Genomic DNA, 23,838 nt, shown 5'->3' with positions numbered 1-23,838 from the left:
CTCAAACCTAAAATTTATTTTTTTGCAACACTATCAATAATAAGTTCGACAGCCTTTTTACGAAGCACAGAATCCTGGAGAGCTTGGAATCTGTTCGTCTCACGAATTACTTTGGTAATTTCCTCAGCTGTTGTCTGATAGTTCTCTGCCATAGACTCAATTTCCTGCTGCATTTCCTCAGGCGTAGCAGTAAAGTTTTCAGCTTTTACAATAGCTTCTAAAACCAAATCGGTTTTGACATTATATAACGCAGAATCGTGGTAGTTAGCACGCAGAGCTGCCATATCCATTTTAGTATATTCCAGATATTTATCAAGTTTCATGCCGCGCTGCTGTAAATTGATATCAAAATCCTGAATCATATTATCAATTTGGTTTTCAATCATAAGGTCTGGTACGTCAACTTGAGCGTTGTCAACTGCCGTTTTGATGACTGCAGTACGGAATTCGCGTTCAGCTTTAGCAATAGCAGCCTGCTCTAACTTATTCTTAATATCATTTTTTAATTCCGCCAGAGTATCAAAATCACTAGTTTCTTTAGCAAAATCATCGTCAAGCTCCGGAACCTCTTTACGCTTAACATCATTAATCTTAACATTAAATATAGCCGCTTTACCAGCCAATTCAGCAACAAAATAATCTTCTGGGAAAGAAACTGTTACTTCCTTTTCTTCGCCAGACTTAGCACCTATCAATTGGTCTTCAAAGCCAGGGATAAAGCTGCCTGAACCAATTTCCAGAGGATAACTCTTGCCTTCGCCGCCTTCAAAGGCAACGCCATCAACAAAGCCTTTAAAGTCAATAATAGCCAAATCGCCTTTCGTAAGCTCCGCATCTTCAACAACTATCATTTTGGAATTACGGCTACGATTTTTTTCAAGCTCGGAATCTACATCTGCGTCAGTGATTTCAGCAGTAGTATTTTCTATTGCAAGGTCTTTATATTGTCCTAAGGTAACTTCAGGCATTTTAGTGACAGTAGCTTTAAATACTAATGGCTGGTCTTCTGCCAAGGTAACAACTTCAATTTCAGGACGACCAACTGGATCAATACCCTCTTCTTTAAGTGCTTTGCCAAAAGCCTCAGGAGCCAGAATTTCAAATGCTTCATCAAGCAGCGCTTCTTTACCAATGCGCGCTTCTATAACTTTACGTGGGGCTTTACCCTTACGAAAACCAGGAATGTTGACTTGATTAGCCAATTTGCGGTACGCCTTTTCCAGCGCCTTGGCTACCTCAGTTTGGGGTACCTCTAAATTGAGCACCATTTTATGATTGTCTATTCTTTCCGCTGTTACCTTCATTTATGTATTTCCTCCTTATGAAATCTGCTGACACAGCTTATGACTGTCAACATAGTCCCTTATAGTAGTATTCCCATTATTGACATAAATTTCATGTGCTTCCTGGTTTGATCATTGTTTTTTTGGCCAGTATCCACAAATTGCAGCAATGTCATGCATAATATCATACCACACTTAAAAACCAAAGACAAGATATGTGCAAAAAACCCAGCAGAATATGCTGGGTTTATAAATAATGGAGCGGAAAACGAGATTCGAACTCGCGACCCTCGCCTTGGCAAGGCGATGCTCTACCGCTGAGCTACTTCCGCGTATGTCTTAACAACGAAATTTATTATATACCATAACTCAATTATTTGTCAACACCCTTTTTGTGTTTTAACTTTTTAGGAGCTAACACATATTCATTGACTCGCATATTATGTATAAAAAACATAAAGAAATGTTTCTCCCAAAGGAGGCTGATCAGTTGTATTATTACCTGAAAGAGGAATGCGTACTTGTCGAAGGTACAGCACGCGGAGCCATCTATGATCTAACATCAGGCCGAGTATATTCAATTAATCGTGGCGCAGTTGAGCTCCTAAAAGCATGTCAAGGCACAGCAGTAGAAGCACTAATGGATATAGCCCTTGAGGACAATAAAGCATACATTTCCTTCCTTGATGGTTTAACTGCCAAAGGATTGGGCTCCTGCTATAATGCTCCTCAAACAATCACACAGAAGCACCCTATTTCCTGCTATCAGCCGCAATTAGAATTTGTTTGGCTAGAGCTTACCTCGACCTGCAACAACCGTTGTTTACATTGCTACTCTGCCAGCAGTCCAGAAGTACCTGCTGGTTGTGTGTCACATAACCGCTGGCTTGAGCTTATTACCGAAGCTCGTAAGGAGGGTGCCTATACCCTCCAGCTTATCGGCGGCGAACCACTGCTCTATCCAAAATGGCGGGATTTAGTAATCAAAGCCCGTGAAGAAAACTACGAACTAATTGAAATATTTACCAATGCCACTCTTATCGATGATGATTGTATTAATTTTTTCAAACAATATGATGTCAACATTGCTACCACTCTCTACGCTAACAATGCTGCAACTCATGACAAAGTAACGCTTCATCCTGGTAGCTTTGAAAAAACCATGACTGCCATAACCAAAATTCTAGCCAAAAGCATTCCGCTTCGCATTGCCTCTATTCTTATGAAAGCCAACGAGCACGAAGCTGATAATATTATGAACCTATGTACTGAACTTGGCGTAGAAGCCGCACCTCCGGATATTGTCCGGCCTACTGGCCGCGGTGATGACCAGGATTTATTACCGACAGCCTATACCAAGCAATCAATCAAACCACCTTTTTTTACTGACCGGGAATCCTTCGTCAAAGCCCAGAATTTCCATAATTGTTTAGCCGGGCGCCTCGCTATAACTGCCACCGGTGATGTCATTCCTTGCATCTTCGCCCGCAGCCAGGTTTGTGGGAACATAGTCGATAACTCTCTTCATACAGTTCTTACTAATCAACCACTCCAACTGTGTTGGCAAACATCCAAAGCGTGTGTAACTAGATGTCAAGATTGCGAATACCGTTTTGCTTGCCCGGATTGCCGCCCCCTGGCGCAAAGCCTGGACCCTGAAAAATGCTGGTATGCGCCCCCTACTGATTGTTCTTATAATCCTTATACCGGTAAATGGGAGGATGACTAGTAATATCAGCACCCCCTCCTGCCCGCCAACCATGGTTATTCAATATTATTTTTTAAGTTTCCTACTAATATAATTGTTACATGAATAGCGGCAAACAGTGAGCCGATTACATCAGCAATCAAATCAAGATTGGTGTCAAGCAAATTGGGTTGGCTAGGTATTTTGGGGTTAGCTAGACTATCACCCAGAAACTCACCAATCTCATATACCGCCCCAATACTAAGTCCTAATGTAATAATAAAGATAAATGTAAACCCCCGTCCTATCGTAGGCTGGGTAAGTTTACAAATAATACTATAGGCAAACAGTGAAAATGCGTAGCTGCCAAATACGTGCTGCACTTTATCAAAAATTGATGATGTAAGATAATAATCCAAATATAAACCCAAAAAGCTATCGCTAATCAGCACTGCCATTACACTAGCCCGGATACAGTTACTAATACTAATGCCGCACTTTACTTCAAAAAAAGTATAAAGTACCCACAAAACTATTTTTATGACTATATTCTGAGCATAGTCGTATCGTCCCTGTTGCACTAATCCCCATACTACGCCTAATAAAACCACCAGGAAAGTGCCTGTAAGAATAAGCATTGTTTTCCTTTGAGAAATCAAGATGTCCCTCCCAAGCTCCCGAGATATAAAGACTTATGCTACTATGCGCTTTGCATGTCCCTATAGTTTGCCTATTTATTTGCCAAATTATTTTTGAAACAGGAGTAAACAAAACTCTTCTCAGATGTAAATTATATCAAAAAAAGACTCGCATGACTGCAAGTCTTTTTTTGATTATGGTGCGGGAGACAGGAATTGAACCTGCACGCCTCGCGGCGCTAGATCCTAAGTCTAGTGCGTCTGCCAGTTCCGCCACTCCCGCAAATGAGATTGTGTTGTGCTGCAGTTGTTATATTATCATAGTTATTTTACTATGTCAATAACCTACTCAAGGAATGTTATGTATCTTAGAAAAAAGAGATATTTGAACCTTTTAAAAGCATCAACTATCTCTTTCATTTGATTATCACCCATTCACCTGCAATGCATATAATCAATCATCTGTATTTTTCAAGCTAAATTCCTGAATTACAGTGTCTATCTCCCGTTTCAAAGCATCAGGCAATCCCTCAATGTTCACATTAAGAAAGCCGCGGACAATCGTAGCTACCGCTTCCTCCTCATTCAAACCGCGAGCCATCAGATACTCAATTTCCTCAGGCGCAATCTTTCCAACTGCAGCTTCATGGCTGAGCTCTGCATTACCTGTCCGAGCTTCCAGTTCTGGCACGGCATGAATGACCCCTTGTTCTGACAGCAGTAAACCATGGCACTCTAAATGGGCTTTGGTTTCCGGCGACTGTCCCAGCAAATGTCCGCGATTAATCACCACGCCGCCGGTACTAATCGTACGAGCAATAATCTCGGCCTTAGCGCCTGGTGCCGCTAGGATAGCACGCCCGCCAACATCCATATGTGAACCTGGCGGTGCAACCAAAATAGAGTTAATACGGGAAACCGCGCCCCGTCCGACCAGCTTAGTCGTCGGATACATTTGCAAATCCTGTACCGGCTGCATACAGATATAATTTGAAATGTATAAACCATTTTCTTCAATGATAACGCCGGTACGAGGTCTAACCGCAATCTCCTCGCCCCAACGATGAATCATAGTAAATGTCAACTTCCCGCCTTTTTTTACATAGAACTCGCTAATACCAACATGCATGCCTTTTTTTACATGGGGATCAGTAGCGCAACCTGTAATAACATGCAGTTCTGCCCCTTCTTCCACAATGATAATATTATGAACATCTTGGATGATGTCTTCCTGACCAATATATAGACAAGCCTGCACTGGATAATCTATCTTCGAACCCGCTAAGGCCCGAATAAAATAGCCATGTTCCTGATGCAAAGCCGCCCTGGCAGTGTATTTATCAGCATCAGGCTCAACCGCCTGCCACCAATAATCACTCAACCAATCATACTTTTTCAAAGCCTCATCAGTACTCATTAGCTCTACGTCGTCACTGGCAGCATTACAATGCACAACCGAATGATCAATCTGCATATACGTTCCCGAGCGTTCCGCACCCGCTATTTCCATGCCAATACCCGCTAGTTGAGTTTGCTGTTCCAGTGAAAGTTGAGCAGGATCGGAAAAATACGGTTTTTCAATACCCTTATCAGTAAAAAGCGCAAAATCTATATCAGCACCCAGCACGGCCTTTTTCTCAGATGCGGCCTGTGCCTTGTCACGAATGCTTGCCTCGTTCTTCATATTTTCATCCCCTTATAACGCGCAATTAACACATTCCTCATATCCTTTGTCATGAATGCAAGCCAACATTTCCTGCGGATTGCCACTGCACGATAAGGTTCCCTGGTACATTACATGAGCCATATCAGCAGGTACATAATCCAAAATGTGGCCAGTATGTGTAATGATCAGCCCCGACTTTTGCCGATCAGTCCGGCGTTTTTTGATAGTTTGACCGTTCTTTCTAGTACCCCGGTCTAAAATATAATTTGCAGCTTGTCCAACCACAGCGATATTTTCAATGTCAACCCCTGACTCAGGTTCATCCAGCATGACTAAATCCGGCTGTTGCGCCATCAACTGCAACAGTTCGGAACGTTTGATCTCACCACCAGAAAACCCTTCATTCACACCTCTAGCTAAAAATCCCAACATATTTGTTTTACCAGCCAGCATCTCAACATCAACCTGGTTTTTTCCACAAATATTTACTATTTCCCGCACGGAAAGTCCTCGTAAAGTTGGCGGTCTTTGAATCATAACACCAATCCCCCTGCGGGCGCGTTCATCTACCGGCAGATTCGTAATATCCTGCCCCTTGAAATAAATCTTCCCGGTGGTGATTGTATACCGGGCAAAGCCCATAATTGCACCAATCAATGTAGATTTTCCTGTACCATTTGGACCAAACAGCACATGTACTTCTCCCTGCTTGATATGCAGGTTAACCTCATGCAATATCTGGCGATTATTGACTGCCACCGACAAATTTTCCAGTTTTAACAACAGTATCTCCTCCAATGGCTAGAATACCTTCTACGCATGAATTATACTCACTATGGTCTTATGATTTAAACATTCACTATCTCTGTAAACTGCTGCAAGTAATAATATGTATTACTATAATTTATAATTTCGTTTTATTCTATGATAATCCTTCCAAAATTTCATATATTTTCTTTCTTCCTTGAAACGAATATTTCCTCAATCGCAATTTTGCATCGAGCTCAATATTCCTTGACATACTGTACAGAATGCGATATATTGGTTATGAAATATATTTCACAATCTGAAAGGAGCTCTATGGGTCGCCCACATAAAGAACGCCGTGTTGAACAACTACCACCAATTACTCACTACAAGCCCACAGGAGTTCCTTTACACAATCTAGAAGAAGTTACCTTAACCATTGAAGAAATGGAAGCTATCCGTTTAGCTGATATCGAACAACTCGATCAAGCAGCAGCAGCTACACGCATGGAAGTCTCCCGCCCCACCTTTCACCGGATTGTCAATGCGGCACATCAAAAAATAGCTGCCGCCTTATGGGGAGGCCATGCACTACGGGTTGACGGTGGAACTTTTCGTATCGACCATCACTGCCGAACCAACCTGCGACATTTTGTCTGTCAAACCTGTGGCCACAAATGGACATTGCCGCGCGGCAACGGGCAGCGTTGCCATGATCTATTATGTCCTACATGCAAAGAGCCGACTGTCAATCACAACGATAAATAATTTCTAACTAAACTATGAATATATTTCACAATTTGCACGGGAGGCCGTTCTGTACTTATCAGCATTGCCAGCGGCAATGTACTGACCAAAAACTTCCTAGTAAGCAAAAATAAACAGAAGGGGGCACGAAATGACACTGTTAGAAGAAGCAAAAATTAAGCTTGCCCAATTAGCTAAAGATCATAATTGGGCGTCTAACGAAAAAGTTATGATCGTATCTGCACGCAATCTTACTCCTGAAGAGGCAATTGGGAAACCGGATCGCGATGATTATCCTTTACTTACTGGAAAAGAAGTCATGATGGAAGCGCGACTGCGTGATGGCGTGGGACAAGCCTTCACTGATCAACCTGGACAATTCGAAGGTACTCTGGAGGATGTATTGCAACTACCGCTAGATACCAATTTTCATCGTGCAGTATTTGTTGCGACCCTAAACGCAGCGATGCGAAATTTGCAGATGATTGAAGCAACTGTTCACTGCAAAGATAAAGAACCGACCCTTTGCGCTAAAGAGCTGCCTGATTATATTGAAGCAAAGTATGGCAGACCGAAAATCGCTTTTGTCGGCTTACAGCCTGCCTTAATTGAAGCGCTAAACAACGCGTCCTTTGAACTTAAAGTCACTGACCTAAATCCGGATAATATCGGTCAAATCCGCTGTGGTGTTCGCATCGAGGATGCAGCCCTTAATTCTCAGCACGCCTGTTGGGCAGATATCGTTTTGTCTACAGGAAGTGTCTTAGTCAATGACACCTACCACGAGTTATTGCAGGGAAAGCCGGTAATTTATTATGGCGTAACCGCAGCAGGCCTAGCAAAGTTGTTTGACTTGCCAAGATTTTGTTTCTGCGGTCGCTGAAATAACATCCCAATACTCAAATTCTGACAGTTAATTCGTAATTGAAGATTGCAATATATTAGGCCTCTGATAGATAGTCTATCAGAGGCCTAACTATCGTGGCATTATAACTAATTTGTTTTTACGGCTAGATTACGTTGAAGACGTGCTGGCGGACGGCTCTTCATTCCTAGCGCAACAAGGCCAGCAAAGATAGGAAGAATACATAGGACAAAAATTGATGCAGAAAGACCCCAAATATCACCGATACGACCAATTAATATTACAGCGAGACCGCCAATCCCTCCCGCAAATCCCATAGTCAGCCCTGCGGCAAGTGCTTTATTATTTGGAATTGCTTCTTGTGCTGCTATGACAGTCACTGAAAAACTAGATAGCAATGCAGCTCCAGCTAAAGCCAAAAAGATTGTACTTAGCATGCCTTGGGTATAGAAAAAACCCAAAAACATCGGTGTAGAAAGAACTAGAGAACCGACAATAAGCCGTTTACGGCCATAGTGATCAGAGATGAACCCGCCGACGATGCCACCGATGGCACCTGCGGCCAGCATAATAGTCAGCAAGTGCCCTGCCACCATGTTTGATACATTTTCTGATTTGAAATATAGTGGAAGCATTGTTAATAGCCCGGTGTAGGCTAAAGATCGAATTGCAATAACCCCAATAATAGCTACAAGTTCCCGACTTGCTGATTTTAACGATTGTACAACAATTGAAAGTGACGGGGTAGCACCTGATAAAATGTCGTTTTTCGGTGCAAAAAAAGCTAATAAAATTGCGACCAATAGGCCAGGGACTACGGTTACGACAGTAGCTTCTAATCCATACGCCTGAAATAGCGGAATAAGAAAAAGTGGCCCCAAAGCAAAGCCAAAATTTCCGAAAGCTACGAAACCAGAAAGTAATACAGCTTTATGCTCACCACTTAAAACGTTAACCATAGTTGAGGCCTGCGGATGAAATGCAGCCGTTCCAAGCCCGGCTAAACCTGCAAGAGTAACAATTAGCCAGTAATTTTGGGTAATTCCCGTTAAACTTAGCATAGCAGCCATCCATAATGTTCCTACATAGACAAACCATCGTTTACCCGCCCCATCCAAAAAATAACCGAATAGCGGTTGAAAAAACGATGATGTTATCGTAAAAGCCGATATCATTATAGCAGCACGAGTGGCCGTAAAATCAGGATGTAGCACTACCAGAAACGGTAGCATTTGAGGAAGATAGTTACTGTAAAAATCATTTAGCATATGAGATATTGAAAGTATTCCTATCTTTGAATATTGAACCGATTGTATTTGACTCATAAAACTCACTCCTTTGGGATTGGTATATATGTTTGACAGACCCTGTTTTTGATCTATTCTTTCTTTATCACTTCATTATATCCCGATAGAAAAAAATCAAAATTTTTACGGCGTTGTTCAATATCTACTGCAAAATCCGTGAGTGCTGAAATCCCCTTAGTTGTAATTTTGTACCATTTCTGAGGCTGGGACCCCTCGATTATTTTCCATTCTGTTTCTAATAAGCCCTGTTTCTCCATGTCTTGTAAACTTCGATAAACAATTGCACTATCAGCAAAACAATAAGGTAGATTTTCCTTCATCCTGGCCAAAAGCGATGCTCCATAAGAAGGTTCCTGTGCTAAAAAAAGCAATAAAAAGGCCGGGGTATGCCTTCCGTATTTTTTATTCATACGATTTACCTCAATTCTATTAGTTTAGGATGCTCTTAACTATACTGTTTGAAACATCATACTGTTATAAACAGTATATAGCTATAATACAGGATAATCAATATAATCCATGGAATTATTTTAATGAATTGTTCAAAACTATTTAGAGGGATATTAATCCTCATATGGAAATATTAACATTTAAGTTTATTTACAAGGGGGTTTTACGATTGCAACAGCTATTACCGGAAATCATCCCTAAACAAGGAATAATAAAAGAAATTAGAAATTCAATACAGGTTCTACCAATTCCTATATCAGGACTACTCTTAGGAATAATATCAGCAGGTACTATGTTATCTCCATATGGAAATATATTTAAAATTTTGTCAGGGATTATTTTCTTATTCGTAACTTTAATGCTGATATCAAAGACAGTTATCTATACGAATATGATTATAAAAGACCTCCAAAATCCTGTCATTGCTGGTATTGCATCCACTTTTCCTATGGCGATTGTCGTTTTATCCACCTATATTTACCCATTTTGTTCATTAGCCGCCTTCATTGTTTGCGGTTTAGGTATTTTAATGCACATAATTTTGATAATATATTATACTAACAAATATCTCCTTAACTTTAATTTACAACAAGTACTTCCTAGTTATTTTGTAGTTTATGTTGGTATTGCAATTTTTAGCGTAGTATCCCCAGTATTTAATGCTATGTGGATTGGTCAAATATTGTTTTGGTTTGGTTTTATTGCATATTTGCTTTTATTACCTGTTATCAGCTATAGAGTATTTGTAATCAATTCTATTCCTGAACCAATACTACCTACCATCGCAATTTTTGCTGCACCCGCCAGCTTATGCTTAACTGGATATTTAAATTCATTCCAAGAAAAGAATATGGTAATCGTCTGGTTATTGGCTTTTTTATCTATAACCATGCTGTTCATGGTACTTTTATATATGCCTAAAATGACAAAAAATAAGTTTTTCCCAAGTTATTCAGCGTTTACCTTTCCTCTTGTTATTAGTGCTATAGCAATGACATCATTAAATACTTTTTTAATTAGCATTGGTGTTGAAATTGCAATACTGAAATATTTAGCCCTCTTTGAAGAATTCTTAGCGGTATTTTTTGTGATTTATGTTTTTGTAAAATATATTAGCTTCTTATTCCATGATAATTGCCGATAAGAACAAGTTACTGAGAGGCGGAATAAAAAGGAACCATAATTTCTTAATGACAGGCAAAAGGCAAGTATCTAGGGACGTTTTTTCATTTTGCGCCAGAACCAAAAATTATCGAAACAGAATAGTATAAGGTCTGTACTCCTTAGTAAGAAGTACAGACCTTAATTTTATCTTATATTCACAAATAGAGTGTAATAACGAATAGACTGATCACAACCAAAATTTTTCTCACTATATTTGTCATATTTCTCTCCACCTCGGACTTTTAAGGCTTAACAGCTATCACATAATAGTTCGACCCCCTCTTCACTTCACCTTGAGGGGGTCGAAACTATATTTTACTTCCTAATAATATTATTAGACTGACACTGTGGACAAACCATCTCAATCCCTCTCTTACCTGTCCCAAAGGGTACGCTCCATTCATAATGACAATCTTGACAAATAAAATAACGCAACTCGTTAAGATGCTTATGTTCCAACTTAAAATTGCCGCCCTCAAAACGAAGAGCCTTCCCCTCCCACAAAGCCAAAGCGATTTTATTATGTGCCTTAGCCAGGATACGGTTAAACGTAGAACGTGATACTTCCATACTTTTGGCAGCATCAGTATGATCGAGTTGTTCCAAATCAGATAACCTGATAGCTTCTAGTTCTTCATAGGTAAGTACAATTTCCTGGAGATCTCTTAAGGGGATTCCTATTGGTTTATAGTGTGATATTGGTGGAACCTTTTCGATTTTTCGTTCTTTTAGTGGACGAACCATATAAATCTCCTTATGAAATATATTTCATTTTAAATATACTACAAATAAAATTTGATGTCAAATTATTATAACCAAACTTACCATTCATTGACATTTATTATTTAATATTATATATTATTGTTATGGTATATATTCCATAACATTTTAACTTACAAATTAGTCTCTCGATATCATCCATAAATTAAACTTGAATAATAAAAAAAAAGCTCCTGGTTTTCACCAAGGAAATGAAGAGAAGAGTCTTTTGGCACTATTAACAAGAAAATGCATATCAAATACGCTGAGGTGGGAAACACATCGGAAAAGAAATCTTTAAAGAACATGATCACTTTATATCGTTAGCCGAAGGACGGTTTGGCATCGTCAAGAAGGATGTCCATATTAAATTTATAATGACGTCAAGTTTTTTAGAGAGATTTTCCGATATCAGGGCCAGGTGATGTTACGAAAATCTCCTCAACTTCAACAGTTACTACACCTTTCGCATTCAGTTTAAGAACAGATGCCATAGTATTACCTTCCGTTACAAGTAAACCTTCCGTTATGTAAGTAGCAGTGCCTTTAATCTGGTAACCTTGAAGTTTTTCTGCATTATAAACTGTAATCGCTACATTTGGATTATTTTTGATATTTTCTAGGGTTTTTTTCATAAAAACATCAACAAGCATTAACTTATTATCATTAAGCACCTTGGTAAAATATATTGGAACGGCATTCGGGGTATTTCCCGCAGTTGCAAGAACCCACATTTTATTTGCCTCAAGAAATGCCTTAATTTCAGAATTTAATACTTTCACTCCTAAATCCCTCCTTTTATTGCTTTTTTATTTATTTTATCAATATAGGCAGCTGCCAATATTATGATATACTTGCTGTTCTGCAAAAACAAGTATGCACTTTTAAGTAACTTAGGTAACAAAAAAGTAACTTAAATCTAATATCTTACACCTAACATACTGTAATAGGAGAAACAATTATGGAGATAACAAAATGCCCTATAGAAATTACTCTTTCTGTTATAAGTGGAAAATGGAAATTTCTCATAATTCGCGAACTAATGGGAGGCGGGAAACGATTTGGTGCATTACATAAGTGCATTGGTCCTATCAGTGCAAAAATATTGACACAACAGCTTAGAGAAATGGAAAATGACGGATTGGTTGAAAGAAAAGCTTTTTCGGAAATACCACCAAAAGTTGAGTATTCATTAACCCTCTTAGGTCAAAGTCTCTTACCCATTTTGGTTGCTATGAGAAAGTGGGGAATGAATGCCACTAGTAAACACACAGCTAAATGCCACTACTGTAAACAATGTGAACCTGTTTGTCATTTACCTGCACCCAATATGATATATTCTTCAAAATAATGTTACCTTGAAGAATATTCCTTGACATACCGCACACAATATTATATAGTGATTATGAAACATATTTCATAAATGAAAGGATCACTCTGCCTCGCCCATATAAAGAACGTCGCGTTGAACAACTATCAGTCGCGACGATAAATAATTTTTTAGCTAAATTATGAAATATATTTCACAATTTGCAAAGGAGGGCGTTCTGTGCTTATCAGCATTGCCAGCGGCAAAGGCGGTACCGGCAAAACAACCTTAGCCTTATTGCTTGCTGCCGCGCATTCTAGCATCACCCTAATTGACTGCGACGTGGAAGAACCGAACTGCCATTTATTTCTCCAACCAGAGTGGCACGGACCAGAACAAGCGGTCACCATCATGGTGCCGCGCATTGATAGTGACCGCTGCAACGGTTGTGGCGCTTGTTCAGCGATTTGCCTGTTCAGTGCTATCGCAGTTTCCGGCAAATCAGCCTTATTGTTTGACGAACTATGTCATAGTTGTGGCGGATGCCTACTCGCCTGCCAACAAAACGCCATAAGCGAAGAACAAAAGGTAATTGGCACCCTTATGACCGGAACAGCTGCCTCACATCCTGGCATTCACCTGGTAAATGGCACTCTGAAGATTGGTACTCCCAGTGCTGTGCCACTTATTAGAAGAATGAAACAAGAAAGCTTGCAGCTTACAGGCGATATTCTTGTAGATTGTCCGCCCGGTACTTCCTGCTCCATGGTAAACGCCATAAAAGGTAGCGATTTTTGCATCTTAGTTACCGAACCAACCCCCTTTGGCAAACATGACCTCGAATTGGCTATGAATATTACCCACTTGCTCCAAATACCAACAGGTGTAGTGATAAACAAAAGTGATGCTGCTGCTGGCGACGAAAATATTGAAGCCTTTTGTGCGAGCCGCCAAACTCCAGTCTTAGCCAAAATTCCTCATAGTCTTTCTTTCGCCCGTCAATACGCCGCAGGTTGCATACCTGTTGAATTTCAAGGCATTGCGGTTTCTATCTGGCAACAGCTTACGTCTGAAAGGGGCGCGAGAGCATGAAAGAACTAGTCATAGTCAGCGGCAAAGGTGGCACAGGTAAAACCAGTATCAGCGCTGCTCTCGCCTATCTGGCACCACAAAAAGTGCTGGTAGACTGCGATGTGGATGCAGCCAATTTCCATCTGGTCAGCGGCGCTACTATCAAGGACTCTTATGCATTCACAGCCGGGTTTCAACCGCATATTGATGATGAAACCTGTACACACTGCGGCAAATGTACCGACCTATGCCGATTTGGAGCCATTACTGCCGGCGTTATTACCTCACCGCTAAACTGTGAGGGCTGCGGTGTATGCGCCTTTAATTGTCCCAAACATGCTATTGCCATGCAGGAAAAACAAGCAGGACACTGGTTTGTCTCCGACACTCGCTTTGGCTGCTTAATACACGCAGAACTTGGCCTATCAGTAGAAAACTCCGGCAAACTAGTTAGTAAGGTACGGCACGAAGCAAAAAAAATTGCAACAACCGATCATCTGCCTCTCATTATCACTGACGGGCCACCTGGCATCGGTTGCCCGGCTATCGCCGCCTTATCTGGCGCCTCGTTAGCACTGGCTGTCGTAGAGCCATCTGTGTCTGGCATGCATGACTTGGCACGATTAGCAGATTTAGTGGCCCACTTCCAATTACCCATGGCTGTATGCATCAATAAAAGTACGCTTCACCAAGAAAATACGGAGCAAATGGTAACCTGGTGCCAAAGCAAAGACATCCCTATATTGGGCAAAATCCCCTACAGTGACACCTTCCGCAGCGCTGTACAATCTGGCAAAACAGTATTAGAAATACCAGAAAGTAATGTCACGGAAGAGCTGACCGAGCTATGGCAAAACATAGCAAATCAGTTAAACATCCCGAAAAGTGCCAGTGGGCTTGACTTGCTCTGGCAAAAAATCAATATTTTCCGTTAAAGTAACAATTTAATCATTACGAAAGCGAGGAAACACATCATGAAAATTGCCATTACCGCGCATGGCGAAGACCGCCACGCAACAGTCGATTCCCGTTTTGGTCGAGCCGATCATTTCGTCCTTTATGACCAAGAAAAAGACACCTGGGACACTGTACCCAACACGCAAAACCTGGAAGCAGCACATGGAGCTGGCATCCAGGCAGGACAATCTCTGGCCAAAACCGGAGCCAGCGTACTCATCACCGGCCATGTCGGTCCCAAAGCGTTTAAAGTAGTGCATGCAGCAAATATTGCCATGTATTCCTTAGGCACACTGAGCGGTACCGTTGAAGAAGCATTAGCAGCTTTTCGAGCTGGCAAGCTAACGCTCATCGCCGCACCAAACGCTGTTGAAATAAATAAATAATAACACTATCAAAGGAGATGGATTCTGAAATGGCCTGTAACAGTAGCAATCAAGAATTACAAGCACAAGATCAAAAGATCAACAGTTTTTTACAAAATGTCAATCACAAAATCGTAGTCATGAGTGGCAAAGGCGGCGTCGGCAAAAGCACGGTTGCCACCAACCTAGCAGTCTTTCTAAGCAATCAAGGCTATAAAGTTGGCCTGCTTGATGTAGACGTGCATGGTCCCAGTATTGCCGGACTCTTAGGACTTACTGGTCTAAGAATCAATACCATAGGTGACCAATTTCAGCCATATCATTATTCCGACAATTTAAAAGTAATATCCATTCAAGGCTTATTAGATCAGCCTGACGATCCACTTATCTGGCGCGGTCCGGTAAAAATTGGTATTATTCGTCAATTTCTAGCAGATGTAAATTGGGGGCCACTTGATTTTCTGATTATTGACAGCCCTCCGGGAACAGGTGACGAACCACTGACAGTAGCCCAGACAGTAACCGGTTGCCAAGCGGTCATCGTAACAACCCCGCAAGAAATTGCCTTGGCGGATGTGCGCAAATCCATCCAATTTTGTCAAAAAGTCAATCTGCCAGTTTTAGGCATTATCGAAAACATGAGTGGCTTTGTTTGCCCTTCCTGCGGCAATATGCATGCCATCTTCAAAAGCGGCGGTGGTGAAAAAACTGCGGCAAAGTACAATCTTACCTTCTTAGGTCAACTGCCTATTGACCCTAGCGTAGTTACCGCCGGTGATGCCGGTCAAAGCATTGATACTTTATCCAGTCAAACCAAAGAGAAAATGCAACATATTGTTGAGCAATTACTCCAAAAACTTCCTAATAAACAGAAGGGTGTTGACAAATCTATGAAAATTGCGATTCCGGTAGTTCAAGGAAAACTTTGTACCCATTTTGGTCATTGTGAACAATTCGCTATCATCACTGTAGCTGACGGCAAAATCGTTAAACAAGAGACCCTAACCCCGCCGCCCCACGAACCTGGCGTCATTCCTAACTGGGTAGCCGATCAAGGATGTACCGATATCATCGTCGGCGGTATGGGAGAAGCAGCACAAGCCATTTTACAACAGCGTGGCGTAAAAGTTTCCTGCGGTGCCCCCTCAGACACACCTGAAAATCTGGTTGCTGTCTACCTGCGCGGCGAACTCGTTGACTCCGGCAACACCTGCGACCATGAACACGGACATGATCATGGACACGACTGCAGCGGTCATTAAGTAATTTTCTAAGAAGAGGCGCAGCTAGAATTGCATTACGTCATACTAGCTACGCCTTTCTTTATTTCAAAACCCATATTATCCTCAAGATAGCTATTCGCAGACTACAAACTCGTTGAAAATTTCATGATAGTAGTAGCTTCACCCTTACTCAAGTTGCTACTATCATTTTAACCGGGAGGAAAAATGAATATTGCTGTAACTGCTGATGGGCAAAGTTTAAACAGTAAAGTATCTGAACAATTTACCTCATGTAACTACTTATTAATTGTCAATATAAATGACTCAAATGTTATAGCTATTAAAAATGAAGATGATTCGTCAGAAGAAAAGCTTGCTAATGAAGTTGTGGAATATGATTGTGAAGCCATTATTACAGGAAAATTAAATCCGACAGCATTTGATATACTAACAAATGCATGTGTAACAAGATATTTAGGAACGGGGCATTCTGTTGAAATTGCACTTAGCTTGATGGAAAAGCAATTATTAAAGTATATTAAAAATCATGAGGGAACAGATGCATGTGATGGCCATCATCATAAACACTGAACCGGACCTTGTATACAAGGAGGAAAATACAACGATGTATAAAGAAATTGAGTTTTCGGAAAATCAAAAGGGATTTGGATTAGCTTTTACTGATCCATCGACAGGAATTAGGAACTTGGTAGGTATATTTGACACTTATGAAGAAGCTTGTAAAAAAGGACAGGAGGGAAGTAAGCAAGCACTGATGATTAGACCGGAAGTTGTAATATGGGATAGGCAGAATTACGAAGAATACGATTGGGTGTATAATAAATGAAAAAGTTCAAAACACTTTGACATAATTAGTCTTTCAAAAAAAACAAGCACATTTCAGACAAATAGCAACTGTCTAAAATGCGCTTGTTCTTTTATAATCCTTTTTTCTCTAACCAGCGAAACAAAAGAACGGTTATTAATAAGAAAGGTACAATAACCAGCCAATGATTAACACCTAATAGTTGGGGAATGGTAATTTTCCCGTAATTTCCCCAAGTCAGAACAGTCGTTTGCAAATAAGGATATGCTTCAGCATATATTCCCGCCCCTACCAACATACCCAGAATGCCCCAAGCCGAATCCCAGCGTCCTTCACCCAGTGCCCCCAATGAAGTACCTGGACAATAACCAATTTATCCCTTTTTGCAGGCAAATGGCCACGACACAATGCCACCTTCCATGACCTTGACATTTTCAAAGCCTGCACCCTCCAAAATTCCTTCAGCATCATAACCACGCAAACTAATTTTACAAAAGGCTACAATTTCATCCTGTTTGTTCAATTCCAGCAAACGACTGCGCAATTGCCCTAATGGAATATATTTGATATTTGGGCTATCTGACAGACGTATCTGCTTGCATTCGTCTGGGGTGCGAACATCCAGGAAAACCGTTTTACCATCTTCCAGCTTTTCCTTAGCCACGAGCGACGAAACACCTTTGAATTTGCCTGCCAATTTGTTCATGACAGCATTGGCAGCCACCGCTACATTGTCAATAGGCGAATTATAAGGTGGGGCATAAGATAGATCAATGTCAAATAAATCATCAATAGTACCGCCTAAAGTCAGTACCGCTGCCACCACATCCACCCGTTTAGCGACTTCGCCTTCGCCTACTGCCTGCATCCCAAGAACTTTTCCTGTTTGGGCCTCAGCAATTAATTTTACAGTAATCGGTTTGGCACCAGGCATATAATGAGGTTTGTCATGACCTGCAACCATCGCTGTAATATAATCATAACCAAGCTGTTTAGCATCACGTTCACTTAAACCGGTTTTGCCAACGGTAAGATTATGTAGTTTAGCCACAACCGTATTAAGTACACCTTTAAATTTAGCATGACCACCACACAAATTTTCACCAATGATGCGGCCATGCTTATTGGCCGTTGAACCCATCGGCGCAAACACCTTTTGCCCAGATACGCGGTTAACATTTTCTACGCAGTCACCACCCGCATAGATATCAGGATCGTTAGTGCGCATTCCTTCATCTACCACAATGGCTCCAGTTGCACCGATAGTCAATCCTGCATTCTTAGCTAATTCCACATTGGGTCGAGCACCAATTGCCAATATAACAAGATCGGCAGAAATAGTGCGTTTATCAGTCTCAACTGCTATTACCTTTGTCTCACCAGTAAAACTTACTACTTTTTCTTCAGTTAACAGGGTAATACCCTTTTCTGCGGCATACTTAGCTGCTATTCCAGCTATTTCGGTATCAAGAAACGCCGGGAATATTTGCTCCTTCATTTCTACCAGTGTTACCTGCAGCTGTCGTTTCGTTAATGCTTCGGCCATTTCCATGCCTACTAGTCCGGCACCAATAATTACTGCCTGCTTAAAATTCCCGGCCTCAATTCCCAACCTTATTGCCTGAGCATCGTCAGGGTGCCAAAGCGAATAAATATTACCTAAATTCACTCCTGGCAGCGGCGGTTTGATCGGTGAAGCACCTGTGGCAATAACCAATTTGTCATAAGGTATTTTATCTGCTTCGCCAGTAGCAAGTTTCTGCACGGTTACCACCTTAGCTTGCCGATCGATGGCAATTGCTTCTGTTTGAGTTAATACGTCAATGTCCTTACCATTTTTGAAAAAAGCCGAACTGCGTACAATGCCTACCGGCGTCTTCATCAAATCTTCAATGTCATTAACGTCGCCGCCAACATAATACGGCATACCACAAGCGCCATAAGAAATGATTTTTCCCTTTTCCAGCACAATAATACTTGCCTGTGGGTCACCCCTGCGCGCTTTGGCTGCAGCTTTGAGTCCAGCTGCCACACCACCAATCACAACAATTTTTTTCATATGAATCCCTCCCTATTTCTTTATCAGGTTTTCTTTAACATGACAATCATTGTTTGGGTTAATTTCTCAATTCGCTGACGGACATTAGTATCATCTATAGTAATCTCATTCAAACAGGCTTCGGTATAACCTTCCAGAATATGTGCGTTTAATTTGTTGACTGCACCCATTACCGCACTCAACTGAAAAAGAATATCTTCGCATTGCTTATCATTTTCAACCATTTTTTCAATACCTGCAATATGACCTTTAATAGTGCCTAATCTTTGAAGTACACTTTTTTTCATCTGTTCATTAGCCATAACTCATACTCCTCACTATGAATAGTAATCTTGCCTACCTATAGCATTATCCATCCCCACAGGGAGGGGTTATACTATAGGTATAATATACTCTATAAATTACTTAAAATCAACCAAAATTAAAAATCCCCAGACACTAAGTCTGGGGATACTACATTCATGGTGACCCACCCGCGACTCGAACGCGGGACACCCTGATTAAAAGTCAGGTGCTCTACCGACTGAGCTAGTAGGTCAAAAATAATGATGTGGTGCTTGCTTGTGTTAACAGTGATTTCCACTTCTAACATCCCGCATCTCACATCTCAAATGGCAGGGGCGGCTGGACTCGAACCAACGCATGACGGAGTCAAAGTCCGTTGCCTTACCGACTTGGCTACGCCCCTATTCAATGTAAAGTTGGGGTGACTGGAGGGTCTCGAACCCTCGAGTACCGGAGCCACAATCCGGCGTGTTAACCACTTCACCACAGCCACCATATAATTGCCGCTTTCGACAGAATTTATTCTATCATACCAATATCGTTATGTCAAGCATCCTATTTGAACTATTGTTAAGTATGAAAGTACTTATTCATACCAGCAATACTCCTACTAAAAATATGTAGGTATGTATTAGCATAGTACGCTATCATCGTGGACGGACACGGTTGGTTGGAATGGCAACTAGAGGATTATCTGGCCAATAATGTTTAGGATACCTACCCATTAAATCTTTTTTCACTTCAAAATAGGTAGTACGCCAAAAGCTGGCCAAATCTTGTGTAACCTGCACCGGTCGTTGCGCCGGTGATAGTAGTTTTAGGGTTAGCCGTACTTTCCCACGGGCTATACATGGGGTGTCTTGAAGGCCAAACATTTCCTGGAGCCTTACAGCCAGCGCCGGGCAATCAGGCTTGCTGTAATCTATCGGGATATGTTGCTTACTAGGCACAACAAGGTAGGTGGGCGCATATCCTTCAAGCGTCTGCCGCTGGTCCCAGGTAAGCATGTTTTCTAAAATAGCAACAAGATTCAGTTGAGACAAGCCTGCCTGGCTTGTTAAACCATAAACATAGGGTCCAAGCCAAGTATCTAAAGTGGCTAGAAGTGCCTCGTCGGTAACATCTGGCCACCCCTCTTCCCAGTAGTGAATGAATAGCAGACGCTCACGCAATTGCCGCGCCGCCCGCGACCATGGTAATATCGCTAATCCTTCTCCAGCCACCCCGCTCAGTAAAGCCCTTACAATGTCTGCAGGCTTTGGATCAGAGCAAGGACTCACCTTTAATATTAGCGCTCCTAATTGTTCATGCACTCTGGCCCGCACTGCCTGAGCAGATCCATCCCAGATAATCATAGTTTCACTTACTATCTGCTCAGAAAAATGGGTTCTAATTTGTTCTATTTCGATGGGTGCAGCAAGATAAATCCGACTCTCATTCCCCTGTCCATCAAGGTTCGCAGCCACAATATAGTCAGCCTGTGCTACCAGCTGTTTGTCAAAAATCACTGCGCCGCGTCCATTTTCCAGCAAAAATCTTCCCCCGCCCCGCTGTTGTCCTATCCTCTCAGGATAAGCCAAGGCCAACAGCAAGCCACAATAAGCAACATCCTCCGCACAACCAGCTGCATTGCCAAATTCCCATTTCAGGCGGTCACTTTCCTGTTTAATTCGCCAAACTAATGCTTTATCACTAGCTTGACTTACTATCAGTGTACGCTTGTCTTTTATATTATTTAAATCATGAATAACTTCAAGACGCAGACGCAAATCAACATCTGAACCACGCAAGAAGTCCCGTTCACTAAGAATCGCAGCAAGTTCACAGGCTATCCCGCCCAAACCGAGTTCTTGTGCGGCAAGCACCATGTGAGCCAAACGCGGGTGCAAGCCTGTCTGCAGCATTTGTCGTCCATGTTCGGTAATAGCGCCACTCTCTGCCAACGCCTTTAGCTTCCCAAGCAGTTGTCTTGCCTGCGAAACTGTTGACTCAGGTGGTAAATCAAGCCACCTGAGTTGCGTAGGACTAGCCACTCCCCAAGCAGCCAGCTCCAGTACAAGTGGCATCAAATCTGCTGACATAATTTCGGGAGCCGTATTGGGTTCCAGGTAATAATCTTCCTGTTCAGTCCAAAGCCGATAACACCTTCCCGGCCCGAGCCGCCCCGCCCGTCCGCGGCGCTGATCGGCGGCTGACCTTGAGACTCTGATTGTTTCCAGTGAGGTCAGACCCGAACGGAGTGAGTATCGCGGAACACGCATTAACCCACTATCAATCACAGTCTTTATACCCGCAACAGTTAGGCTTGTTTCAGCGATCGATGTGGCCAGTACTACTTTACGTTCACCAGCTAAACTAGGCAAAATAGCTGCATCTTGTGCAGCTATCGGTAAAGCTCCATATAGTGGTGCTACCTGTGCATATCTGGCAATACCTTCTGCAGTTAGTCCTGCTTGAACCCGGCGGATTTCACCAGCGCCTGGCAGAAATACCAATATGTCGCCATCACTATTAGCTAATGCGTTAAACACAGTCCGCACAATACTAACCTCTGAACCTTCATCATCACGTTTTTCAAGATAATGAGTTTCTACCGGAAAAACGTGTCCATTGCCATAAATAAGCGGAGCATTGCCCAACAAACCAGCTACCGGCTCAGCTGCAAGAGTTGCTGACATGACTAACAGTCGCAAATCTTCCCGCAGAATAGCTTGTGACTCCAAAGCTAACGCTAATCCTAGATCAGCATGAATACTGCGTTCGTGAAATTCGTCAAAAATAACAATGCCTACTCCACTAAGACCTTGGTCAGTCTGAAGCATACGGGTAAGCACGCCTTCGGTGATTACCTCTATCCGTGTCTTAGGCCCAATACAAGTATCCAATCTAACTCGATATCCTACTGTTTCCCCAACCTGTTCTTTTAACAGCTGCGCCATATAGCACGCCGCAGCTCGGGCTGCCAAACGCCTAGGTTCCAGCATAATAATGCGTCGCCCGTTAAGCCACGCTTCATCCAACAGCGCCAACGGTATGCGTGTGGTTTTGCCAGAGCCAGGCGGAGCTACCAACACAGCGTTTACCTGTGAACTAAGCGCAGCCTTAAGCTCAGGCAGTATTTCATCAATTGGAAGCCTATTCATGCTTCAGCAACACCCGGCCTCTCCGGCCAGATAATCAATAAACTGCTTTGCGATCCGGCCTGAACGGCCTGAATGTGACATCTCCCATTGCAGCGCCTCGGCCCTAAGCTCAGCAACCGACATAGGTATGCTGCTCCGGCGCGCAATTTCCTCAACAATTCGGAAATATTCTTCCTGGTTAGGCAATGTGTAAAACAGCGTAACGCCAAACCGGTCAGCCAACGATATTTTTTCATTTATGGTATCCTGGCGGTGCAACTCATTGCCGCTGCGATCATCCCAAGTTTCTTTGACCAAATTTCGTCGATTAGAGGTAGCATAAATTAGCACATTATCAGGCCGCACCTCAATGCCACCATCAATCAACGACTTTAAAATTTTGTACTCTGCTTCAAATTCCTCAAATGACAAATCATCGATAAATAAAATGAATTTTTTACCCCACTGCCGCAGTATTGCCATAATTTCGGGAATATGTTTAAAATCAGCCTTGGCTATTTCAATAAGTCTAAGACCTTTGTCAACATAGCGATTGGCTGCTGCCTTAACTGATGACGACTTACCTGTACCTCTGGCCCCAACCAATAGTACATTGTTAGCCGGCTTGCCACTAATAAAGGCCTCGGTATTGCGAACAAGCTCCGCCTTTTGGTATTCATAGCCTACAATATCCTTTAATTGAACCTGATCAGTATGCTCAATACCAACAAGTTGCCGTCGCTCTGAATCCCATTTAAACGCGCCATAACCGGCTAACCGGCCACAGCCATAACAGTCGTAATAGTGGCCAAGAGCCAAGACAACCTCTTCTGGTGTATAGTCTTTTGTCACATCGAAAAACAAATCCCTTAACAGTGACACGTCCTGAAATTTACCTGGTTTCTTACCTTGGATTTCTTGGATAGGATGATAGTCATTAATAACAGCTTGGAGGTCCGCACAGAATTGTTGGGTCAAACCCTTGTTGATTAGCGCCTTCCATATTGTTATATCATGGACGGTGGCCTTTGTCAGACTGCGTCCTGGCTGACCACCAGTTTTGCCGGCAGTATTACTGAATATATTTTCATCACAACCGATTTGACACAATAAATAATTCTCGGCAATATTACCGGCCATGCCACTTTCCTCAGCCCAGACTATAAGACTGGCCGCAAGTGCATACTCATCACACTCAGTGTTCCCTAACGCCTGCAGAGTGTGTAATTGTCTAATCAAACTATCGTCTAATAAATTGCGGTAAATCAGCAATTTACTAAGGTCAAAGCAACTATCTGTCACAATAAT

24 protein-coding genes and 5 tRNA genes are annotated in these 23,838 nt (G+C 42.0%); 11 read left to right on the top strand and 18 right to left on the bottom strand.

Going from position 1 to position 23,838, the window contains the following annotated elements:
* Window positions 1-14 precede the first annotated feature (14 nt).
* Together tig and ACZ449_RS04005 are read right to left on the bottom strand one after the other, a co-directional pair.
* Window positions 15-1,304 carry a trigger factor gene (gene tig / locus ACZ449_RS04010; RefSeq protein WP_464259777.1) on the bottom strand — a complete coding sequence of 430 codons (1,290 nt, stop codon included), beginning with the start codon at window positions 1,302-1,304 and terminating at the stop codon, window positions 15-17.
* Window positions 1,305-1,540: 236 nt separating this feature from the next.
* Window positions 1,541-1,615, bottom strand: a tRNA-Gly gene (locus tag ACZ449_RS04005).
* A 158-nt stretch (window positions 1,616-1,773) separates the two neighbouring features.
* Between ACZ449_RS04005 and ACZ449_RS04000 the strand changes: the two genes are divergently transcribed.
* The gene (locus tag ACZ449_RS04000; protein ID WP_464259776.1) at window positions 1,774-3,012 is read left to right on the top strand and encodes a radical SAM protein; all 1,239 of its coding nucleotides are present in this window, start codon (window positions 1,774-1,776) and stop codon (window positions 3,010-3,012) included.
* Window positions 3,013-3,047: 35 nt separating this feature from the next.
* On the opposite strand, the gene ACZ449_RS03995 is transcribed toward ACZ449_RS04000, so the two are convergent.
* From ACZ449_RS03995 to ACZ449_RS03980, 4 genes are all read right to left on the bottom strand, one after another.
* A complete protein-coding gene (locus tag ACZ449_RS03995; protein ID WP_464259775.1) occupies window positions 3,048-3,629 on the bottom strand; it encodes a DUF2238 domain-containing protein in 582 nt (193 codons plus the stop codon).
* 177 nt (window positions 3,630-3,806) lie between these two features.
* Window positions 3,807-3,891 (bottom strand) — tRNA-Leu (locus ACZ449_RS03990).
* A 171-nt stretch (window positions 3,892-4,062) separates the two neighbouring features.
* Window positions 4,063-5,292 (bottom strand): SufB/SufD family protein, encoded by a 1,230-nt coding sequence (locus ACZ449_RS03985; RefSeq protein ID WP_464259774.1) that lies wholly within the window; start codon window positions 5,290-5,292, stop codon window positions 4,063-4,065.
* Between the two features lie 12 nt (window positions 5,293-5,304).
* Window positions 5,305-6,057 (bottom strand): ABC transporter ATP-binding protein, encoded by a 753-nt coding sequence (locus ACZ449_RS03980; RefSeq protein WP_464259773.1) that lies wholly within the window; start codon window positions 6,055-6,057, stop codon window positions 5,305-5,307.
* A gap of 297 nt (window positions 6,058-6,354) precedes the next feature.
* Here ACZ449_RS03980 and ACZ449_RS03975 point away from each other — a divergent pair, with 297 nt between their 5' ends.
* The gene (locus ACZ449_RS03975) at window positions 6,355-6,789 is read left to right on the top strand and encodes a DUF134 domain-containing protein (protein ID WP_464259772.1); all 435 of its coding nucleotides are present in this window, start codon (window positions 6,355-6,357) and stop codon (window positions 6,787-6,789) included.
* 130 nt (window positions 6,790-6,919) lie between these two features.
* On the top strand, window positions 6,920-7,651 hold the full coding sequence (locus tag ACZ449_RS03970) for a Rossmann-like domain-containing protein (RefSeq protein ID WP_464259771.1): 732 nt from the start codon (window positions 6,920-6,922) through the stop codon (window positions 7,649-7,651).
* Between the two features lie 110 nt (window positions 7,652-7,761).
* On the opposite strand, the gene ACZ449_RS03965 is transcribed toward ACZ449_RS03970, so the two are convergent.
* Both ACZ449_RS03965 and ACZ449_RS03960 read right to left on the bottom strand, forming a co-directional pair.
* Window positions 7,762-8,958, bottom strand: coding sequence for an MFS transporter (locus tag ACZ449_RS03965; protein ID WP_464259770.1), 1,197 nt, complete (start codon window positions 8,956-8,958; stop codon window positions 7,762-7,764).
* A 53-nt stretch (window positions 8,959-9,011) separates the two neighbouring features.
* Window positions 9,012-9,350, bottom strand: a complete 339-nt coding sequence (locus ACZ449_RS03960; protein ID WP_464259769.1) for a PadR family transcriptional regulator — start codon at window positions 9,348-9,350, stop codon at window positions 9,012-9,014.
* A gap of 209 nt (window positions 9,351-9,559) precedes the next feature.
* On the opposite strand from ACZ449_RS03960, the gene ACZ449_RS03955 reads away from it, so the two are divergent.
* Window positions 9,560-10,534 carry a TDT family transporter gene (locus ACZ449_RS03955; protein WP_464259768.1) on the top strand — a complete coding sequence of 325 codons (975 nt, stop codon included), beginning with the start codon at window positions 9,560-9,562 and terminating at the stop codon, window positions 10,532-10,534.
* A 335-nt stretch (window positions 10,535-10,869) separates the two neighbouring features.
* On the opposite strand, the gene ACZ449_RS03950 is transcribed toward ACZ449_RS03955, so the two are convergent.
* Both ACZ449_RS03950 and ACZ449_RS03945 read right to left on the bottom strand, forming a co-directional pair.
* Window positions 10,870-11,298, bottom strand: a complete 429-nt coding sequence (locus ACZ449_RS03950; protein WP_464259767.1) for a DUF134 domain-containing protein — start codon at window positions 11,296-11,298, stop codon at window positions 10,870-10,872.
* A gap of 407 nt (window positions 11,299-11,705) precedes the next feature.
* The gene (locus tag ACZ449_RS03945; protein ID WP_464259766.1) at window positions 11,706-12,095 is read right to left on the bottom strand and encodes a pyridoxamine 5'-phosphate oxidase family protein; all 390 of its coding nucleotides are present in this window, start codon (window positions 12,093-12,095) and stop codon (window positions 11,706-11,708) included.
* 179 nt (window positions 12,096-12,274) lie between these two features.
* Here ACZ449_RS03945 and ACZ449_RS03940 point away from each other — a divergent pair, with 179 nt between their 5' ends.
* The 7 genes from ACZ449_RS03940 to ACZ449_RS03910 all read left to right on the top strand — a co-directional run bounded on the left by ACZ449_RS03940 (window position 12,275) and on the right by ACZ449_RS03910 (window position 17,085).
* A complete protein-coding gene (locus tag ACZ449_RS03940) occupies window positions 12,275-12,664 on the top strand; it encodes a winged helix-turn-helix transcriptional regulator (RefSeq protein ID WP_464259765.1) in 390 nt (129 codons plus the stop codon).
* A 198-nt stretch (window positions 12,665-12,862) separates the two neighbouring features.
* The gene (locus tag ACZ449_RS03935) at window positions 12,863-13,714 is read left to right on the top strand and encodes a nucleotide-binding protein (protein WP_464259764.1); all 852 of its coding nucleotides are present in this window, start codon (window positions 12,863-12,865) and stop codon (window positions 13,712-13,714) included.
* Entirely contained in the window at window positions 13,711-14,628 is a 918-nt protein-coding gene (locus tag ACZ449_RS03930) for an ATP-binding protein (RefSeq protein WP_464259762.1), read from the top strand. Before ACZ449_RS03935 ends, ACZ449_RS03930 begins: the two co-directional genes overlap by 4 nt.
* 39 nt (window positions 14,629-14,667) lie before the next feature.
* The gene (locus ACZ449_RS03925; RefSeq protein ID WP_464259761.1) at window positions 14,668-15,036 is read left to right on the top strand and encodes a NifB/NifX family molybdenum-iron cluster-binding protein; all 369 of its coding nucleotides are present in this window, start codon (window positions 14,668-14,670) and stop codon (window positions 15,034-15,036) included.
* A gap of 29 nt (window positions 15,037-15,065) precedes the next feature.
* On the top strand, window positions 15,066-16,277 hold the full coding sequence (locus ACZ449_RS03920) for an iron-sulfur cluster carrier protein MrpORP (protein ID WP_464259760.1): 1,212 nt from the start codon (window positions 15,066-15,068) through the stop codon (window positions 16,275-16,277).
* 186 nt (window positions 16,278-16,463) lie between these two features.
* Window positions 16,464-16,829 carry a NifB/NifX family molybdenum-iron cluster-binding protein gene (locus ACZ449_RS03915; protein WP_464259759.1) on the top strand — a complete coding sequence of 122 codons (366 nt, stop codon included), beginning with the start codon at window positions 16,464-16,466 and terminating at the stop codon, window positions 16,827-16,829.
* 34 nt (window positions 16,830-16,863) lie between these two features.
* Entirely contained in the window at window positions 16,864-17,085 is a 222-nt protein-coding gene (locus tag ACZ449_RS03910) for a hypothetical protein (protein WP_464259757.1), read from the top strand.
* 91 nt (window positions 17,086-17,176) lie between these two features.
* On the opposite strand, the gene ACZ449_RS03905 is transcribed toward ACZ449_RS03910, so the two are convergent.
* The 8 genes from ACZ449_RS03905 to ACZ449_RS03870 form a co-directional block, all read right to left on the bottom strand.
* Complete coding sequence (locus ACZ449_RS03905) at window positions 17,177-17,413, bottom strand: hypothetical protein (protein ID WP_464259756.1); 237 nt, start codon at window positions 17,411-17,413, stop codon at window positions 17,177-17,179.
* Between the two features lie 24 nt (window positions 17,414-17,437).
* A complete protein-coding gene (locus ACZ449_RS03900; protein WP_464259755.1) occupies window positions 17,438-19,123 on the bottom strand; it encodes an FAD-dependent oxidoreductase in 1,686 nt (561 codons plus the stop codon).
* Window positions 19,124-19,146: 23 nt separating this feature from the next.
* Complete coding sequence (locus tag ACZ449_RS03895; RefSeq protein ID WP_464259754.1) at window positions 19,147-19,425, bottom strand: metal-sensitive transcriptional regulator; 279 nt, start codon at window positions 19,423-19,425, stop codon at window positions 19,147-19,149.
* A 160-nt stretch (window positions 19,426-19,585) separates the two neighbouring features.
* A tRNA-Lys gene (locus ACZ449_RS03890) sits at window positions 19,586-19,661 on the bottom strand.
* A 74-nt stretch (window positions 19,662-19,735) separates the two neighbouring features.
* Window positions 19,736-19,811 (bottom strand) — tRNA-Gln (locus ACZ449_RS03885).
* 14 nt (window positions 19,812-19,825) lie between these two features.
* Window positions 19,826-19,901 (bottom strand) — tRNA-His (locus tag ACZ449_RS03880).
* A 154-nt stretch (window positions 19,902-20,055) separates the two neighbouring features.
* Entirely contained in the window at window positions 20,056-22,551 is a 2,496-nt protein-coding gene (gene hrpB, locus ACZ449_RS03875; protein WP_464259753.1) for an ATP-dependent helicase HrpB, read from the bottom strand.
* A 3-nt stretch (window positions 22,552-22,554) separates the two neighbouring features.
* Window positions 22,555-23,832, bottom strand: coding sequence for an ATP-binding protein (locus ACZ449_RS03870; protein WP_464259752.1), 1,278 nt, complete (start codon window positions 23,830-23,832; stop codon window positions 22,555-22,557).
* Between the last annotated feature and the right edge of the window lie 6 nt (window positions 23,833-23,838).

This window comes from Desulfosporomusa polytropa, from assembly GCF_055380075.1.
The sequence above is the reverse complement of the archived record's forward strand: the minus strand, read 5'-3'. Positions and strand labels throughout refer to the sequence as shown.